We start from the raw sequence: 18,863 nt of genomic DNA on the forward strand, positions 1-18,863 counted from the left end.
TCTTTTTTCATCAATCCCTTTAACTATACTTGATTGCCAAAAAAATGGAAAGTAATTTCTAATTCCTCATACAAAGGCAGATTTCAAAGTTCTTTCAGCATCAAGAAATCCATCTGCTCATCATCCCCCATAAAAAAGGAATGACTGCCAACTCTTTCAAAGCCCATCGTATGATAAAAAGCCAACGCATTGTCGTTAAATTCCCAAACGCCTAACCAGATCGACTTTTTCTGCAGCTCTTTGGCGGTCTCTTGAGCAAACAGCAGCAGTGTTTTGCCATAGCCTCTGCGCTTATGTTCTTTTTTGATATAGATTCGTTCAATTTCCAACCCCTCTGGGGCGATTGCTTCCGTTTGCGCCTCACCCCAGTTAAGTTTGATATATCCTACGGTTTGATCATTTTCTTGTAAAAAATAAAACGCCGATTGCGGATTTTCTAACTCTCGGGTCAGTTTCGGCAGATTGTAGGCTTCTTCTAGATAGCTACGAGTATTTTCCTCCGTATTGAAAGGAGCAAATGTATCGTAATAGGTGGATACGCTAATTTCTCCCAATTCTTCTAAATCTGCCAAAGTACATCGTTTGATAGCCATCAAAACGCCTCCTCATTTTTTCAAGCTATTCTATCACATCTCCATCATCCCTTGCAAAAGCAAAAAGGACGGACAGCTTTCCCCACTGTCCGTCCTTTCATAGACTTACTCTTTTATAACCAAGAGCCAGAAAACTGATGGATCACCATCGTACTCGGATCTTCCTCGACCTCACCAGTGATATAGCTTTTTGGTGAAAACGTCATTTGCGGGAAGATTTCTACACCCTTAACGGTTTGTCGTTGATTATTCAATTCTAATCCGTGGTTTTGCAACAGTTCCGTCACTCGGATCACATTGGTGACGACATCTTCCGTTTTTTCTGCCCGGACAAATTTTCGGTCATCGTAATCGTGGTACCACTCTTCCATAAAGGGATGATGCGGCACCGCTCCAATGATCCCAGTAGAAATCTTGGTTTCGATCTCAAAGCCCATAAATGCCTCCAGTGTCAAGAGCTCATCTAAAGGTTTGACCACCTCGATATCAGTATCCATATAAATACCGCCTTCTGTCACTAACGCATACAAACGAACCACATCTGACACAAAGGCCCATTCTTCTTGGTCATAGGCCTCTTTTAGATAAGGACCGAATTTTGAAAGGTCGATCGTTGATTCATCCCAACGTTTGATCTCATAATCCGGACAATATTTTTTCCAGGTATCCATGTATTTCTTTTCTTGTTCACCTAATGGATTGCCGCCAAACCAGCAATAATGAATAATTTTTGGAATCATCAATCTCTCTCCTTTAGTTTATTGGTCTCTTTTAAGTGTAGCTGATTTTACAATTGTTTCAAAATCATATACACTTTTTTCAGCGAAAGCAGTTGCTCCTGCTCCTGGGCATGATCAGAAAAATCCATTAAAAAAGCACCAGAATCAGCGATTCTAGCGCCTTTTTGAGGGATTACTTATAAATAGCGATTGTCCCGTAAAACGGCTTTTTTAATATCTGCCACCGTTTGCGTCCCCGCAAGCTGCATGACCATCTCCAATTCTTTTTTGAAGAAATCAAAGACTTGTTGAACACCGGTGGCACCACCTAGAGCCAACCCATAAATCACTGGTCGACCGATTGCCACCAGATCTGCTCCGCAAGCAATCGCTTTAAAGACATGTTGTCCTCGCCGTACCCCGCTATCAAAGACGATCGGCGCCCGACCTGCTACTGCTTCAGCCACGATCTGCAAGGAATCAAAGGAAGCTGGACCACCATCCAATTGGCGTCCCCCGTGATTTGAGACCCAAATCCCTTGTGCACCTGCCCCTAATGCTCGTTCCACATCTTCTTCTGATTGCACCCCTTTGACATAAACCGGCAAATCAGATTCTTTGGCGATAAAAGCGACATCCTGAGGACTTAATTTTTGTTTTGAGGAGCCGTAAACGGCATCCATCGTTTGTCCGATCCCTGATTGATAAGCCTGAACGATCGGCATTGCCAACGGAAAGGTGAAGCCATTGCGGCGATCCGTTTCTCGATTGCCCCCCACGGTTGCATCTGCGGTCAAAACGATCGCTTTGGCGCCATTGCGTTTTGCCATCGCCAAGATGTCTTTGTTAATACCATCGTCTTTACTCATATAAAACTGGAACCACTGCGGCGCTTCTTGACCTCCAGCCGCTCGGATTTCTTCCAACGTACAAGAGGCATACGAACTCGCCGTATAGATCGTGCCAAAACGTGATACACCTTTGGCTGACGCTTGTTCTGCCGCAACATTTGCTAAGCCGTGGGCAGCCACAGGCGCCATAATGATTGGCGCTGACAACGTGTCACCGCCAAAGGACAACGTTGTGTCCGGTAATTCAATGTCCTTTAAGACATGAGGAATAATCAATTTGTGATTGAAGGCGCGTTCATTTTCTTGATAGGTAAAAATATCTCCCGCACCACTGCTGATATAGCCATACCCACCTTTAGGAATCACTTCCTCTGCCGCGATCTCCAAATCGCGCATATTGATAAAATCGATTGCTCCTTCTGCGGTACTTGCTTGATAAATTTTTTCCATGCCTTTCCCTACTCTCCAATAAGATAACGTTTACATTTTCATCCTACCCCTGATTGCAGGATCACGCAACTCATTCGCTCACTCCTACTCAACACGCTGCTTTTACTTTTCCACTCAAGACAGCCCTCCATTTGAGTGGGCTGAATTATTTTTATGTTCGTGAGAAATATTCTGCCAATAACAACGGCTGAATCGTTGGATATGTCCAGTTGGCAGGCGGCTCTGCCATTACATAGATTGCTTCGATCTCTGAGGTCAATTCATCCTGCAAGTCCGTGATCTGGGCTTCAAACACCAAGCCATAATCGGTCTCCCCGTTTTTTTCTACACCATAGATAAATAACGGTTCTAGGGTAAAGTGCTTGGCGCCTGTTTCTTCTTTTAATTCACGGGCAGCACACTCTGTGATGCTTTCTCCTAGTTCTCGCTTGCCTCCAGGGATCTCCAATGTGTCTCGTTCTTTGTGTTTGACATAGACGAACTTTTCTTGGTACTTGCTGATGATCACGGCAAAAACTAGCTGCTCTTCTGCGATCTTTTCAAGCTCGAATATCGTTACGTTACTCATTTTTCTCATTCCTTTCAAAAAGCAGACATGCTTCTAAAATAAACAGTCGTTAAATCAAAAAAAGTGCTGATCCCTTATGGAAAGGGTCAGCACTTGCAACTTATTACTCTTCTTCTTCCGCCATGAATGTGTTGAAGACTTCTTCAATCATATCCCATTCTGCTTCTGTTTCGATCTGTTCTAATTCACCTTCAGAACCGTCTTCGTTTTCAATATAAGCGTACGCTTGTAATTCAACGTCTTCTTCTTCTGGTACGCCTGCTGGATAAAGCAAGACGTAGTTGCGGCCGAATTCTTCCGTACCGTCAACCGTTAATAGAATTTCGTATAAGGTTTCATTTCCTTGATCATCGATTAAAGTAATGTGTTCATGTCCTTCATGATCGTGATCGTGGTTATGATCGTGTGTATGTTCTGACATTTATTTTCCTCTTTTCTGTAAATTAAAACAGCTGTTTCCCAGCACCATCTAAATAATTCTGCAAAATCATGACTGCTGCTAATTTATCAATCACTTTTTTTCGTTTGGCACGCGATGTATTCGCCTGTTCTACCAGCATTCGTTCTGCTTGAACGGTCGTCAGACGTTCGTCTTGGTAAACGACCGGCAAACCGAATTGCTGTTCGATCGCTGCGCCGTAAGCCATAGAAGCTTCCGCTCTAGGTCCGATCGTATTATTCATATTTTTAGGTAGTCCTACCACAAAACGTGAGACTTCATATTCTTTCACCAATTCAGCAAGTCGATCATAACCGAAATTGCCTTCATCTTCATTGATGCGAATGATCTCGATCCCTTGTGCTGTCCAGCCCATTGGGTCACTGACCGCCACGCCGACTGTCCGCGAACCAACATCCAATCCCATGATTCTCATTATAGGTTGATCCCGTGATTGCCTAAATAATAACGGATCAGAACTTCCATGATCTCATCCCGTTCGTGACGACGAATCAAATTCCGGGCATCCCGATAACGAGGAATGTAAGCCGGGTCGCCAGAAAGGAGATAACCGACGATTTGATTGATCGGATTGTATCCTTTTTCCTCTAATGCTCGGTAGACGATAGCTAATGTTTCGCTGACTTCTTTTTTACGGCTATCATCAAAATCAAAGCGAACTGTTTCATCTGTAAAACCCATTTCACGACACCTCTCTTTTGTATAGATTTTAGCATATGTTCCTACTATATTGTACTAAACGTTTGATAAAACTACAAACATATGCTTAGATTTTCTCCATTATAACAAAGGTTTATGATGTTTTTATGAACTTTCTTAAAAAAAGCTAGAAAGCGCGATAGACATACTGGTTTTCTGGTGCTTCAATCGTCTTCTCTTGGTCTGCTACCACCATCGGCAAGTCCCGTTTGAAGGGTTGATAGTACTTCGATTGGATCGTCCCTTCCACGTGGAGCCACTGGTTATTTTCTGCCGTTGTTTGTTGCGGTAATTCCACTCGCAAACCAAAAACGCCTGAATCAGCCACACAATGGATAATGCCAAAACGAAACAAAAAGATTTCATTGGCATCATCTTGATCTGCATGGTACACAAATCCATCATAGGTGATTTTCTTGCCAATAAATTCGCTCGGGTACGTATAGATCAACTCCATGACTTCCAAGTAATTTTCTTCCGTTACCGCAATCGTCTCATCTTTGGCGTAACGTGCCAATGCTGCATCCATCTGAGTGTCATAATCTTCTTTGTTAAAATAAAGACTTGTATCGGGTTTCAGATATTGGGTCGTCATTTCTGGATCCCCCACAGATTCTTCACTTAGGGGGAAATTAAACCCTTTTGCTTCAACGATCGTCGTATCCAAGCTAACGGTGGGGAAAAAGAGACCCACGATGATCGGTAAGGCTAATAGAAAATACGCAATCACTCGTTGGTGTTTTTTCTCCAATCCATGCTGGTGCTCATCGTCATGATGATGCTCGGGCTCTTGTTTGACCCAAAAATACAGCTGGACCAAAGCCATTAATAAAGAAATGATCATGGATAAAATAGCGAGATAGCGATAATGAATGTTGATAAACTGATTAAGTTTGCCCGTCACTTGCAAATACATCATCAATTCAAAATAGCCTGATAAGATCAAAAAACGAATCATTCTTTACACCACCCATGCATAAATTGAAACGACGATTGCGACTAAACCAACTAAAGAAGCGATAAAACGCCCCGAAAAGTACCGCTTCATCATCAACAGGTTTTTAATATCTACCATTGGACCAAAAACCAGGAAACCGACGACTGGTCCCGTGCCGAATAAACTCAACAACGAAGAGCCGATAAAGGCATCTGCTTCGGAACATAAGGATAACGTTAATGCCAACAGCAGCATGACAAAGACCGCTAACAGCTTCGTGGAGCCTAATGTCAGCATCAAGCCAGTTGGCAGATAGGTCTGCATCGCTGAGGCGATCAACGCACCAATGATTAAATAACGCCCAGTATCGAAAAACTCATCCAAACTATGCTGCAACAAATGACGAATCTGCCGAAGGAGTGGATGGCTGGTCTTTTCCGTTTGATGGTGGGCGTGAGCATGCCCATGATGGTGTGGGTGAGCTGCCTGCTCATTCCCGCCACTTAATTGATTGGCAAGCCGTGTTTTTAAGATCTCTTGTTTGTTAAAATACGCCAGCCAGATCCCCACGACCATTGCGACCAATAAGCTGCCCAGTACACGCAAAAAGGCGAACTTCGCGGAATTTCCAAAGGCAATGAATGTAGAAAAAATCACGATAGGATTGATGATCGGTGCAGTCAGCATAAAGGCAAACGCCGTATACACTGGCACCTCTTTTTTTACGAACTGATTAACGATCGGTACGATCCCACATTCGCAGGAAGGAAAAAAGACCCCCAGACCACAACCAACTGTGATCGATGCCAATTTGTTTTTTGGTAAGAGTCTCGTGACTCTTTCTGGCGTCAAGAAGACTTGTAAGGCACCTGAGATCAAGCAGCCCAATAGGACAAACGGCAAGGCTTCAATGACGATAGATAAAAAAATAACACTCATTTGCAGGACAGAATTCGGTAATGCCTGAAACATAACTTTAACCTTCTTTATCAATAAATTCGAAACGCTGGAATTACTATACGTTTTTTCCTTTTTTTATACAACGTTTTTTTTAAAGCAGCCTATTTTTTTAATCGTTGCTTTAGATTTCCCTTATCTTTGAATCCTTCTTACTCACCTAAGCGATCAGCTGCTAGCAGATATTTTGACTTTTCCTCAAGAACAGCGTACATTTTCCATGGAGGAATGACTTATGCAAAAAAATCAACCGATCCAAGAGCAGCTCGCCCAACAACCGTTGGCACTACTCTATCTCTCTCAACCGAATTGCAGTATTTGTGTTGCAGACAAACCACGCATCCAAAAACTGGCACAAACCCAGCAACTCCCCCTATTAACCATCAACACGCTGGCAGAGCCAGAAGCAGCCAGTTTATTTTCGGTCTTGACGGTTCCCGTCGTCCTCTTGTTCGCGAATGGGAAAGAAGTGCATCGTGAAGCCCGCATCATCGATTTCACACGTTTGACTCAACAAATCTTGCGGTATCAAGAAGCGCTCACAAGCGTTGAAGAGCAAGATTCCTACGAATCACTTTTTGACCAGTTAGACGAGTAAGTTCAGTGGCGAAAAAGCAAAAAACAGCTGTCAGATCGTTGTATATACTACGATCTGGCAGCTGTTTTGTTGGTTCCTATTTATGTGATACGATTATTCGCTTAGTGATGGTTCTTCTACTGGTTCTTCATGGGACAAGACGTTGCCTGAATGCAAGAAATAAATCAATGTTTGCAATTCATTGGTTAAGTCAACGTTTTGAATCAGCACGCCTTTTGGTGCAGTGATCCGTGCAGGTGTAAAGTTCAAGATTCCTTTAATGCCAGCTTTCACAAGCTCGTTCACTAAATCTTGTGAATGTTGTGCGGGAACCGTCAAAATAGCCACATCGATCTGCTGGATCTTCACTTGTTCCTTCATGTCATCCATTGGATAGACCGGCACACCATCTACGATTCGACCAACTAGATCTTCATTGACATCAAATGCAGCACTGATCCGAATGCTGTTGCTTTGGTGAAATTTGTATTTCAACAAGGCGCTCCCCAAGTTTCCGACACCGACTAAAGCTACATTCGTCATGTGGTCTTCGTTCAATGTCTTCGCAAAGAACTGCATCAAGCTTTCAACGTCATAGCCATAGCCGCGTTTGCCTAATTCACCAAAGTAGGAAAAGTCGCGGCGAATCGTCGCACTATCAACTTGAACAGCTTCACTTAGTTCGGTCGAAGAAACTTTTAATTTGCCAGCTTGGTGCAAAATACGCAAGTAACGATAATATAAAGGCAATCGCTTCGCTGTTGCCTTTGGAATTTGATGATCTTTCAAAGAATACTCCCCCATTGTGAAAAATTCACTTGTGATGAAGCTATCATAACAAATACATTGTTCAAAAATCAATTTGAATGCTCATAATTTGAAATATAAATTTTATAATGGTAAAATCAAACTTTTTCCCAATCGCCGTTTCCCTTAAAATATGATAGACTTGTAGTATTGCAACCTTGATACAGACAAGTTTCTTAAAGATAGGAATGACATACACATGATTTTATTACAAGCCAACCAAATCGCCCGTCTTTTCGGAGCCGAGGTTTTATTTGAAAATATCCAATTAGAAATTGCCAGCAATTCCCGAATCGCGCTTGTTGGGCGCAACGGTGCTGGTAAATCAACGCTACTGAAAATTATTGCTGGACTCGAAAGTCCTGATAAAGGAACGATCGCTAAAAACAAGACCGCTACGATGGGCTACTTAGCTCAAGATACCGGACTTGATAGTCAAGCCACCGTTTGGGAAGAAATGCTAGGAGCTTTTGCAACGGTTCGGCAGATGGAGCAGCGCATGCGTACCTTAGAGATCGCCATCTCCGAAGCAGATCCTGCTGCTGACTCTGGCAATCTCCTGAAAGAATACGACCAATTGCAGCATGAATTTGCAGAAAAAAACGGCTATGGCTATGAAAATGAGATTCGCTCCGTCTTGCACGGTTTTCAGTTTGATCCTTCTTTTTACACGCAAGCCATCAATACCCTTTCTGGTGGTCAAAAAACCCGCTTGGCACTAGCAAAAATGCTGCTGCAAAAACCTGATATCTTGATCCTCGATGAACCGACCAACCATTTAGACATCGAAACGTTATCTTGGTTGGAAAACTATCTGCAAGGATATGCCGGTGCGTTGCTGATCGTTTCCCATGACCGTTACTTCCTAGACAAAGTCGTCAACGAAGTCTACGAACTGAGTCGTCAAAAAATGCGCCACTACAAAGGCAATTACAGCCGCTATTTGACCCTGAAAGCGGAGCAGTTGCAAAGTGAATGGAAAGCCTTTGAAAAGCAGCAAGAAGAAATCAATAAACTGGAAGACTTTGTTGCCCGCAACCTTGTCCGTGCGTCTACCACCAAACGCGCGCAAAGCCGCCGTAAGCAATTAGAGAAAATGGACCGGCTGGATCGCCCGCAAGGAGATGAAAAATCCGCCCACTTCCTTTTTTCTATTGAAAAGCCTTCAGGAAATGTTGTGATGCAAGTAGAAAATGCCGCTATCGGTTATTCTGAAGAAGAAGTCTTATCGGCGCCCATCGACTTAGATGTTCGGCGCAAAGATGCGATCGCTTTAGTAGGACCGAATGGGATCGGCAAATCAACCTTACTGAAATCGCTGATTCATAAAATCCCCTTTATTCAAGGAAAGGTCCATTTTGGCGCCAATGTCTCAATCGGGTACTATGACCAAACCCAATCCGATCTGCACTCAACCAAAACGATCCTCCATGAGCTTTGGGATGACCACAGTACCACACCTGAAGTCGAGATTCGCAATATATTAGGCAGCTTCTTATTTTCTGGAGAAGATGTTGAAAAGCCGATCACGCTATTAAGCGGTGGCGAAAAAGCCCGTGTCGCTTTGGCAAAATTAGCCATGGACCATGACAATTTCTTGATTTTGGATGAGCCAACCAACCATTTAGACATCGACAGCAAAGAAGTCTTAGAAAATGCGCTGATCGATTATGAAGGCACTTTGTTCTTCGTATCTCATGACCGCTACTTTATCAATCGAATCGCCACCAAGGTCGTGGAACTGTCTGAAAACGGCAGCAAGCTCTATCTCGGCGATTACGATTATTATTTAGAAAAGAAACAAGAAGAAGCTGAGATCGCAGCAATGTTGGAAGCAAAAACAACCGAAACCACTCTCTCAGCGGGCAAGCAAAACTTTGTCCAAAGCAAAGAACAGCAAAAAGCCGTTAGAACCTTACAGCGAAAAGTCGCCCAAATCGAAGAAGAACTTGCCGCAATAGAAGAAACGATCCAACAACTGGAACAAGACATGACCGCACCAGATGCGTTGAATGATCATGTCAAATTGACCTCGTTGAATCAAGCATTAGAACAAGCCCGCACTGAACAAGAAGCCCTATTAGAAGCATGGGAAAGCACTAGCTTAGAACTAGAGGCATTTGAAAGTTGATCGTGGAATCGGTCTGTAGGCCGATGACAAGCGCCCCCTCCTTTGTTTTACTTAAAAGAACAGGATGAATACGTACGATTCGTAAAACAAGGAGGGAAAAATGCAAAAACAGACAGATGTTTATCGAAAGCGTCGGCCAATGGTTGTTTTGGCAGGATTGGCGTTGATTTGGATAGGGTTCAATCGAATCTCTCATCACGTGTTGTACGGAGAGTTGTCCGAACACGTGATGAGAGTTATGACGACGAATATGTTTATTCTCAGGCTATTTTTAGTGAAGATATCAATGCTTACTTATGGGAAATGGACATCACGACACCGATTTTCTTGCAGACGAACGAAGAATGGGCTGATAGATCCTATGGCAATGATGGCAGCCAAAGCTTAGCAGAAAATGGCTGTGCGATTGCTTCTCTTGCGATGGTTCAATCCTATCTTGAAGGCTATCCCATTTCGCCACTAGAAGTCCTCGACTGGGCAGGAGATCATTATTACGTTGACGGCCAAGGAACGGACTGGCGGATTTTTTCTGACTTTGCCGATGCAAACGGCTACAACTATTATGATCTTGGCACAGATCTAGCCAGCGTTGAAGCTTACTTGCAACAAAATCATCCCGTCATCGTTTCTGTGACTCCAGGGGAATTTACAGATGGCGGCCATATTATGGTCTTAGGTGGAATGATGGACGATCAAGTGTTTGTCTTAGATCCCAATGATGATCCAGAAAAATCCCATTACGCTATCTATTACACACTAGATGAAATCGCTAATCAAAGCTTGCGTTTTTGGACCTTCAGCTGATTGATCAAAAAAAGTCCCCTTTCGGGGCTTTTTTCTTTGTCGTGGCGTAGGCAGCAACTGGATCTTACTTTTTTAATAAAAAAACCATTCTTTCTCCCCTTAGGAATCCGCTTTCTATTATAATGGAAGAAAGAAAGGTGTGAAGTCTATGAAAATCGGTATCCCAAAAGAAATCAAGAACAATGAAAATCGTGTGGCATTGCCGCCCTCGGGAGTCTATGAGTTAGTCCAAGACGGACACGAAGTCTTCGTTGAACAAGGCGCTGGTGCAGGATCAACCTTTTCTGATCAAGCGTATCAGGAAGTCGGCGCTACGATTACTACCGTTGAAGAGGTTTGGGCCTCTGAATTGGTTATGAAAGTCAAAGAACCTTTACCAGAAGAATACCCCTTTTTGCATGAGGGACTGGTTTTATTCACCTATTTCCACGTAGCCGCCAATCAACAGCTTGCTCAAGCATTGATCGACAGCAAAGTGATCGCTGTTGCTTATGAAAACGTCCAGCTGGCGAACGGCACCCTGCCTCTGCTATCGCCTATGAGTGAGATCGCTGGAAGAATGTCTGTTCAAATCGGCGCACAATTTCTCGAAAAAATATATGGCGGAAAAGGGATCCTGCTTTCAGGTGTTCCCGGTGTCCGTCAAGGTCGGGTAACGATCATTGGTGGTGGCGTTGCCGGTGAGAATGCCGCGAGAGTCGCTGTAGGTTTAGGCGCACAAGTGACGATTTTAGACGTTTCGATCCCACGCTTACAAGAGCTGGATCGACAGTTTTCTGGTCAAGTTCAAACCTTGTATTCCAATCGCTTGAATATCGAACGAACGATCCAATCCGCAGACTTGGTGGTAGGAGCCGTCTTATTGCCAGGACAAAAAGCCCCGTGCTTAGTGACCCGCGACATGGTGAAACAGATGCCTGAAAAATCCGTGATCGTCGATATTGCCATTGACCAAGGCGGAATTTTTGAGACCGAAGACAAAGTCACTACCCACGACGAGCCAACCTATATCCGGGAAGAAGTTATTCACTATGCAGTCGCGAATATGCCAGGTGCTGTGCCGCAAACGGCAACCATCGCTTTGAGCATTGCCACCTTACCGTATGCCCAGCAGCTAGCGAACGATCCTTTAGCAGCGTTGCGAGAAAATCAGGCACTTGCCAAAGGGGTCATCGCCTATGAGGGCGCATTTACTTCAAAAGAAGCCGCTCACGATCTGTCATTGCCTTTTACCGATCTATCGGAATTGATTTGAGTCACTCTCCCACAATAAAACCAGCAGCCGCACAAGTAATTCGCGGCTGCTGTTTTGCTTTCTATGAGAATTTCCTTTTTTGGGTAGCATGGGCTTTGGAAGTATGCTATATTCATACTTAAAAAAATTCGACCTAGACAGGAGGAACACTGTGCTTACTCAACAACAAATCCAAGCATTTCCCAAAGTAGAACTTCACTGCCACCTCGACGGTTCCATTCGTCCAGAAACATTGATCGCCATCGCCAATCAGCAAGAACTACCGATCGAGCAAGACATAGAAGCTGTGAAAGCACAGATGCAAGCCCCCAAAGATTGTCATGACCTGAGGGATTATCTTCGCTGCTTTGATTTCGTTCGGCCGTATTTGCAAACACAAGAAGCGTTAGCAGCTGCCGCCTATGATGTGATGGAACAAGCCGCTCAAGATGGGGTCGCTTATATTGAGATCCGCTTTGCTCCCAGCTTATCGATGGACAAAGGACTCACTTGCAGCCAGACCATCCAAGCCGTGATCGAAGGCATCGCACGAGCAGAAGAACGCTACCCAATCAAAGGCAATGTTTTGATCATTGGGATGCGTCAAGAAGACCTACCAGCTATTACGGCGATTTTTGATGAAGCGATCGCTCTTACCGATGAAAAAGTCGTCGGCATTGATCTGGCAGGTCCAGAAGAAGACGGGTACGTCCCTGATTTAGCTGCCAGCTATCAAGTGTTCCTCAAGAACCAAAGTGTCCAACTGACCTTACATGCAGGCGACTGCGGCTGTGTGCAAAACATTTATCAAGCCATCGAAAGCGGTGCGCAGCGGATTGGCCACGGCATCGCCTTAAAAGGAGATCCTACTGCTCAAGCGTTTGTTCGAGAACAAAATCGCTGTATCGAAGGCTGTCCTACCAGCAATGTTCATACGCGTGCGATTCCCACATACTCGGTATACCCATTAAGAGAATGGCTAAAAGCCAAGGTCCCTTTTTGTTTGAACACCGATAACCGAACGGTCTCAAACACGACATTGACCAATGAATACCTGCAAATGGCTCATCATTGCGACATGACCGAATCAGAGATGCGCTTCTTAAACGAAACCGCCGCTCAGCATTCCTTTGCGGAAGCTGCCGACAAAGCGGTACTCTTGAAAAAAATTCAAGAATGGCAATTCTAATAAACATGGACGCTAGTGATCCCCACTGGCGTCCATGTTTTATTTCCAAAACGTTCAACTTTCTTTCCTTCACGCAAAGAAGAGCCGATCGATCCGTGTTAACCCCAATGCATCGATTTCTAAAAGAGCTCTTTCGTAAATTTCTGTATTCGTTAAAGCCGCACTCTCGTGGGCATCGATCCCAATAATACAAGAGCAGCCGACTTCCTTGGCGATCTTCCAAAATTCAGGATGCGGATAGCCACCGTTCGTATAGCCTGCCAAATTATACTCCAACGGCAGTTGATACTCTTTGGCTTTTTCACATAGGCGGTAGGCAACTTCTTCACAATGAGAATCGAAGGTTTTATAGCCCCGCATGAACACATCTGGGTGTGCCATATAAGCAAAAATTTCTGATTCAATTCCCTGTAAAGAAACACGGAGATAATCTTTGATCGCTTTTACCGAATCCCCGGGTGTATGGTCGTAATAGTGATTGCTTTCGATTTCAGGAAAGTGATTGCCAAAAATCAAATAGTCGATCGACAGCCTTTCTTTCTCTGCAACTAGCCAAGGGATCATTGTTTCAAAATATTCACACTCTAAACCTAATTTCACATCGATTTGTCCTTGGTATTTTTCCTGTAAGCTTTTCACCGATGAAACGTAATCTTCCAATTGCACAACATCCATCCGCATGGGCGAGACATACCCATCCTCAAAGGGCCAAGGGCAATGATCAGCGAAGCCAATTTCCTTAAAGCCAGCTTGGATGGCTTTGATCACATAGTCTTCATCAGAATCCCGTGCATGTTTGCATCGAGTTGTGTGGGTATGATAGTTTGCTTTCCACATGGTTAATCACTCCTTCTTATTACATTTAGGTTAATTTGTTTTTGTGATCGCATTTTAGGTACACTCTTCTTGAGGCGTTATCCTTCAAACCGTTCGTTATTTTACAAAATCTTTTGTAAGCGGAACCATTTTTTCGAAAAATAGTACTAGCTATCAACACCTATCACTTAGCAACTTCCTCATTCTGGATTTATTCCAGTCCATTTCATTATAGAATTGCGGCTATCCCAAGACAATCAAAAGAAAGCTGCAATCGGTTGCTTCTTTTCCCATCACTTCCATTGAGTCGTTTCTCTTGGGACAAATGAATTTTTCAAGAGGACGTGTCTTGGTGCGGTTTTGTCTCCTTGTACCTCTTGAAAAAGTAGCTGGGTCGTCCAATCCACCATCTCCTCTAATGGTCGTGCGATGGACGAAAGCAAAGGGCTAGTACAAAGACAAACATTGGTGTTTTCATAACCAATCACTTGAATCGCTTCACCAACCTTTTTATCCAGTGAATGAAGGGAACGTAAAGCACAGGCTGCCAAAAAATCGCTTGCCGCAAAAATGCCATCGATAGAAGGCCATTGACGAAAAAGTTGATCAAAGGAAGTTTGCGTGACATTTACAAAATCGAGTATGACCTCGTGAACATAGATCTCTGGGTATTGGTCCATCACTTGATAAAAACCAGCTGATTTTTCTTGAACGGAATGTAATGTCTTTGGTCCATTAATGAAGAGGATCTCGCGACAACAATTTTGGATTAAGATCTGTGCTGCCAACTGTCCACCTGAGGTATTATCCGCAGAAACGGAGGATACTTCATCGCTAAGGACTCTACCCACACTCACTAGAGGTAATTTGAGAACCTTTTGCAACAACGGACCTTGCGTACAAAGGTTGGTACATAAAATTACCCCATCAATATTATTTGCGAGAAACAAGTTCAAAAAATAGGTTTCTCTTTCAGGATTCCCTTGTGTGGTACCGATCATCAAACTATAGCCTTTCTCAATCAGTTGCGACTCGATTCGGGTAATAAATTGATTATAAAAATCATTTTTCAAATCATAAATCAGCAAGCCTATCATCTTTGAGGAATTGTAATAAAAGGACCGTGCTAATTCATTTGGTACATAATCAAGTGCTTGAATTGCTTCTAGCACAATCTGCTTTGTTTCTTCATTGACATATTTTCTGTTATTGATCACTCGTGAGACGGTGGTCACAGATACATTGGCAAGTTTTACCACGTCTTGCATGTTTGCCATTGGTTCCTCCTTTCTCTCTTTTACATGTCTCGTAAATATTAAATCCTTTTCCATTTGATCCATTATCCGAATGCAACAATCCAAAACACTTATTTTTATTCTATAATAACAAATTTTATCTAGTATTTTTTATTTTTATGAAAATAAAAAAGTTGTTTAGATGAAATTTCATCATAAACAACTTTTCTATGCTAGATAAAATTTGCATTCAATGCCAGCGTTTTTTAAGAAAACAAGAAAACTACTCCCGTGTTCTCTTACACAATCATCTACACAAACCCCCAGCTAATTTTTTAGATCTAAGCCTTCAATCAACGCCACCGCACGATCGATCCCAGCATCTTTTGTTTCTTCTAGCACCACGTAACAGTATGGCTTGTGTTTGATCAAAAGCTGTAAAATTTCTGGATACCGTATTTGTCCTTCGCCTAATGGGACAGGGATCACTTCTTCTCCCGAGAGTTGAAAATCCTTTAGGTGCAAGCAGACGATTTTCTCTCCGAAAAGAGTAAATGCTTCTTCTACCAATGCGACTTGATCAGCAGCCGTTTTTGCGGTGATCAAATTCGTTGGATCGTAAATGATCCCTAAATAATCAGAAGGAACACGTTCAATCAGCTCGGCGATGCGCTGATTCGAATACAGCGGATGATTCAGTCCAGCTTCGATCCCTACCATGATTTGATATTTTTCTCCCACTCGAACGAGTCGCTGGATCACATGGATCAAGTCTTCAAAAACCTCATCCGAAAAATTCTCTTCGCTATATCCCAGCGCGGCAATGACTGAGCCTGTTTCTGAAGCCACCATGCTGGCACCAAAATAACGGGCATGGAATAAATAGCGCTCAAATTTCTGTAAGATTTTTTCTCGTTCCCCTGGTTCGGGGTGAATCAAGTTACTATAACAACTTAACAAAGCGATTTGAACGCCTTGTTCTTGGAATTCATTCTTGAAGAAGGTCCCCATACCTGGATTCATCTTTTCAGGAGCACTTAGATCTGGAAAAGACGCATTCAAGGCAAACTGAACGTTTTTTATTTTCTTTGCACCTACCGCTTGTGCTAACTGCTTTGGTGTATATTCTCCTGAAAGGTCATGCCCTCGGATGGCTAAATGAATCATCTGACTCCTCGCTTTCTACTATTTTTTCCCATTCAATAATCAAATTTTCATAAGGTTCTAGCCTATGGTTACCGCGCGCCAGCGCTTCACCTGATAAGCGTTCGAAACCGGGTAGATGTAAGGTAAAATCAGCTGTCGTCAGCCCTAAGTTACTGATCCAGAGTTGGACATGGGTCGCTGACTCTCGGCGATACTTCATCACACCTTCCGAACATTTGATCAACTGGCGCTCTGATTCATAAGGGAAAAGTTCTTTGCGACAAAACGACTGCCATATCAAACTGTCTGGTAAATTGCTAGGTAGCGCACCTAAATAGATGATCTCTCCTTGAGCCAGTTGTTTCTTAGCTAGTAGCGTTTGGTCATTCCCTCGTCCGATCGTTTCCCAATCTTCTGGGCAGTGAAAAACTGTGACCAAATGATCCAAAGGTTCTTTTAGGCCGTCATAGGTTAGCTGATAAGTCAGTCCTTTCACCGTAAACTGCTGGATTTGGTCAAACCCGAGCCATTCTCCTAAACGATCTAAGCCATTCGTCGCTGGCCACGCCAGCTCTTTTGTCCGATCCCCCGTCATCGGGCCTAAAATCAGCTTGCCTCCTGCTTCAGTAAAGGCGGCAAATTTTTTCAACAAGGTAGGACTGATCCAACGAACAAATGGGGCAAGAACAACATCATACTCTTCTAACGGACTATTTTCTTGAATGATTTCTACACGAATCCCTTGGCGAATCAGACTGCCGTAAAATTCGGTAAACAGGCTGCGATAATCATAAACACCCCCATGATCGATCGTGTAAAAACGTTTCGAGTAATCCGAGTAGATAATGGCTATTTTTGCCGATACATACTTCGTTTCCGCTAAAAGTGGTGCGATCTGTTGTCTTAGTTCGCCAATCCGAACTACTTCTTCATACCCACGATCTGGCTCCCCCCAAGCAGTTAACACGGCACTATGGGGTTGCTCCACACCATAGCGATGTCCACGAAAATGCCAAAAGCAGAAGGACTTCAAATTACCAGCATAGCCAATGAACGCTTCACTTGTGACAAACCCATGAGGACGAGGTGCCGCATAATTTTCAATATGACCTGCATTGGCAGTACAAGTTTCTAACAATAACATTTCCTTGTTGCGCGGTTTGACATTCCGCCAACGATCCAAGTTCATCGTATACGCTGGATAGTTGTCTGCCGGTGCATACGTATCAAAACCAGCAATATCTAAATCAGCAAATAGCTCATCATTTTGCAAGTTAAACCCAAAAGCGGAGTTATGGGTAATGGGTAACGCGGTCTCCATTCGGATAAAATGACAAAGATCATGCGCAAACTCATTCAACGTATCGGTGGTAAAACGGCGAAAGGCATTCATCAAGGAAGAATTATGCAAAAATGGGGTCGTTAGCGGCAAGACGACATCCTCAAATGCGTCATACCACTCACTCCACACCTTCGTTCCCCAACACTCATTGAGGTTAGTCACGGATTGATAGCTGTCTTTTAAATACGTATGCCAACGCGTTTGGCACGTCGTACAATAACATAGATCGACATGACATTTAAACTCATTGTCCAATTGCAACATAACGACATTTTCATGTTTTTCGGCAATCTCAGCGATTTTTCTCGTTAACCGATAGGCATAACGGCGAAAGTCCTCGTTGTTGGTACAGACATGCTGTCTTGAGCCGTGATGCATCTTCGTTCCATCTTGGTTAGTGACCAATGCTTCTGGGTACTGTTTTGTAAACCAGCGGGGCGGAGTTGGCGTTGGAATACATAAGCAAACATCGATGCCATTTGCTTGGTACTGTTCTAGCGCACGTTCCAACAACGCAAAATCATATTCTCCAGGTTGAGGCTCCAAGTCACGCCACATGAATTCCCCAATTCTAGCAAAATTCATGCCCAACGTTTTCATCGTGTGACTATCACTTTGCATGATTTCTTCCGACCAGACTTCTGGATACATGCAGGCGCCGTAATAAATATCAGGAAACAGTGGTTGCTCATGGAAAAACGCCTGTAAACGAATCGCTACATAGCGAGCGATCATATGCGCCCCGAGCTTTGAAAAGTGGGTATCATCTGCGAGACCTGCAGGATAATTGGGGTGCTCATCCGGTGCTAACCAAACAAAGAGTGCTTTGGAAGCTTCTAGTCCTAATGTGTCATAATAATGATAGGTATAGCGATTTAAATCAAACAAAACTACTTCTTCCGTTCGACTAAGTTCTCTTAAGACAGGTAAAAATGCTGACAACGTATGCGCCAGTCGTCCCTCTTCTCCTACCCGCCGTTCAACAGGTGTACACAGGATCGGGATTCCTGCTTTTTCTTTGATTTGACGGATCATGTCTGTCAAATGAGCAATGTACGCCTCCATCGTGACATGATTTTTCTCTTTTTGGTCATTATGTCCAAATTGCAGTAGGACGACTGTATTCGGTTCGACTTCTTGCAGGAGTTGCTCAAACAACCCTTCTTCGATAAACGAACGAGTCGTACTGCCGTTTTTTGCAAAATTGCGTACGTTTACTTCTGGGGGTAGATAGCTTGGTAAGGCTTGTCCCCAGCCCATCATTGGCTGTTGATCAAGGGGATAATCCGCCACGGTTGAATCTCCGCCTAGAACGATTTTCATTTCTTTTCTTCCTCCATCTATTTAC

General features: G+C 43.5%; 19 protein-coding genes. 5 read left to right on the plus strand and 14 right to left on the minus strand.

The genetic code is table 11. The annotated features are described in order from the left end of the window. Positions 1-83: 83 nt before the first annotated feature. The 9 genes from IGI96_RS03180 to IGI96_RS03220 all read right to left on the minus strand — a co-directional run bounded on the left by IGI96_RS03180 (position 84) and on the right by IGI96_RS03220 (position 6,249). Positions 84-593, minus strand: a complete 510-nt coding sequence (locus IGI96_RS03180; protein WP_086337970.1) for a GNAT family N-acetyltransferase — start codon at positions 591-593, stop codon at positions 84-86. Between the two features lie 113 nt (positions 594-706). Then, positions 707-1,333: a glycosyltransferase family 32 protein gene (locus IGI96_RS03185; RefSeq protein ID WP_010749841.1), complete on the minus strand. Its 627-nt coding sequence runs from the start codon at positions 1,331-1,333 to the stop codon at positions 707-709. A 176-nt stretch (positions 1,334-1,509) separates the two neighbouring features. Beyond that, complete coding sequence (locus IGI96_RS03190) at positions 1,510-2,613, minus strand: alpha-hydroxy-acid oxidizing protein (RefSeq protein WP_010749842.1); 1,104 nt, start codon at positions 2,611-2,613, stop codon at positions 1,510-1,512. Positions 2,614-2,764: 151 nt separating this feature from the next. Next, on the minus strand, positions 2,765-3,181 hold the full coding sequence (locus IGI96_RS03195) for an NUDIX hydrolase (protein ID WP_086337969.1): 417 nt from the start codon (positions 3,179-3,181) through the stop codon (positions 2,765-2,767). A 103-nt stretch (positions 3,182-3,284) separates the two neighbouring features. Next, entirely contained in the window at positions 3,285-3,602 is a 318-nt protein-coding gene (locus tag IGI96_RS03200; protein ID WP_005228559.1) for a DUF1292 domain-containing protein, read from the minus strand. Between the two features lie 22 nt (positions 3,603-3,624). Then, positions 3,625-4,056, minus strand: a complete 432-nt coding sequence (gene ruvX, locus IGI96_RS03205; protein WP_005234242.1) for a Holliday junction resolvase RuvX — start codon at positions 4,054-4,056, stop codon at positions 3,625-3,627. After that, positions 4,056-4,322 carry an IreB family regulatory phosphoprotein gene (locus IGI96_RS03210; RefSeq protein ID WP_005228556.1) on the minus strand — a complete coding sequence of 89 codons (267 nt, stop codon included), beginning with the start codon at positions 4,320-4,322 and terminating at the stop codon, positions 4,056-4,058. Before IGI96_RS03210 ends, ruvX begins: the two co-directional genes overlap by 1 nt. A 145-nt stretch (positions 4,323-4,467) precedes the next feature. After that, a complete protein-coding gene (locus IGI96_RS03215) occupies positions 4,468-5,298 on the minus strand; it encodes a TIGR03943 family putative permease subunit (protein ID WP_086337967.1) in 831 nt (276 codons plus the stop codon). Positions 5,299-5,301: 3 nt separating this feature from the next. Further along, positions 5,302-6,249 (minus strand): permease, encoded by a 948-nt coding sequence (locus IGI96_RS03220; protein ID WP_086337966.1) that lies wholly within the window; start codon positions 6,247-6,249, stop codon positions 5,302-5,304. Between the two features lie 220 nt (positions 6,250-6,469). Between IGI96_RS03220 and IGI96_RS03225 the strand changes: the two genes are divergently transcribed. Beyond that, on the plus strand, positions 6,470-6,832 hold the full coding sequence (locus tag IGI96_RS03225; RefSeq protein WP_086337965.1) for a thioredoxin family protein: 363 nt from the start codon (positions 6,470-6,472) through the stop codon (positions 6,830-6,832). A 93-nt stretch (positions 6,833-6,925) separates the two neighbouring features. On the opposite strand, the gene IGI96_RS03230 is transcribed toward IGI96_RS03225, so the two are convergent. Then, the gene (locus tag IGI96_RS03230) at positions 6,926-7,600 is read right to left on the minus strand and encodes a redox-sensing transcriptional repressor Rex (protein WP_005228549.1); all 675 of its coding nucleotides are present in this window, start codon (positions 7,598-7,600) and stop codon (positions 6,926-6,928) included. Between the two features lie 217 nt (positions 7,601-7,817). On the opposite strand from IGI96_RS03230, the gene IGI96_RS03235 reads away from it, so the two are divergent. The 4 genes from IGI96_RS03235 (at position 7,818) to add (ending at position 12,976) form a co-directional block, all read left to right on the plus strand. Further along, positions 7,818-9,749 carry an ABC-F family ATP-binding cassette domain-containing protein gene (locus IGI96_RS03235; protein ID WP_086337964.1) on the plus strand — a complete coding sequence of 644 codons (1,932 nt, stop codon included), beginning with the start codon at positions 7,818-7,820 and terminating at the stop codon, positions 9,747-9,749. Between the two features lie 168 nt (positions 9,750-9,917). Next, entirely contained in the window at positions 9,918-10,553 is a 636-nt protein-coding gene (locus tag IGI96_RS03240) for a C39 family peptidase (RefSeq protein WP_438784823.1), read from the plus strand. A gap of 148 nt (positions 10,554-10,701) precedes the next feature. Further along, positions 10,702-11,808 (plus strand): alanine dehydrogenase, encoded by a 1,107-nt coding sequence (gene ald / locus IGI96_RS03245; protein ID WP_081116086.1) that lies wholly within the window; start codon positions 10,702-10,704, stop codon positions 11,806-11,808. 151 nt (positions 11,809-11,959) lie between these two features. After that, entirely contained in the window at positions 11,960-12,976 is a 1,017-nt protein-coding gene (gene add, locus IGI96_RS03250; RefSeq protein ID WP_438784824.1) for an adenosine deaminase, read from the plus strand. Between the two features lie 69 nt (positions 12,977-13,045). On the opposite strand, the gene IGI96_RS03255 is transcribed toward add, so the two are convergent. From IGI96_RS03255 to IGI96_RS03270, 4 genes are all read right to left on the minus strand, one after another. Further along, complete coding sequence (locus IGI96_RS03255; protein ID WP_086337961.1) at positions 13,046-13,813, minus strand: histidinol-phosphatase; 768 nt, start codon at positions 13,811-13,813, stop codon at positions 13,046-13,048. 272 nt (positions 13,814-14,085) lie between these two features. Further along, the gene (locus tag IGI96_RS03260; protein ID WP_254907811.1) at positions 14,086-15,069 is read right to left on the minus strand and encodes a LacI family DNA-binding transcriptional regulator; all 984 of its coding nucleotides are present in this window, start codon (positions 15,067-15,069) and stop codon (positions 14,086-14,088) included. A 285-nt stretch (positions 15,070-15,354) separates the two neighbouring features. After that, on the minus strand, positions 15,355-16,194 hold the full coding sequence (locus IGI96_RS03265; RefSeq protein ID WP_086337960.1) for a sugar phosphate isomerase/epimerase family protein: 840 nt from the start codon (positions 16,192-16,194) through the stop codon (positions 15,355-15,357). Continuing rightward, on the minus strand, positions 16,166-18,838 hold the full coding sequence (locus tag IGI96_RS03270; protein WP_086337959.1) for a beta-galactosidase: 2,673 nt from the start codon (positions 18,836-18,838) through the stop codon (positions 16,166-16,168). Before IGI96_RS03270 ends, IGI96_RS03265 begins: the two co-directional genes overlap by 29 nt. Positions 18,839-18,863 lie beyond the last annotated feature (25 nt).

The organism is Enterococcus sp. DIV0421, assembly GCF_051713745.1.
Taxonomy (GTDB): Bacteria; Bacillota; Bacilli; order Lactobacillales; family Enterococcaceae; genus Enterococcus_D; species Enterococcus_D casseliflavus.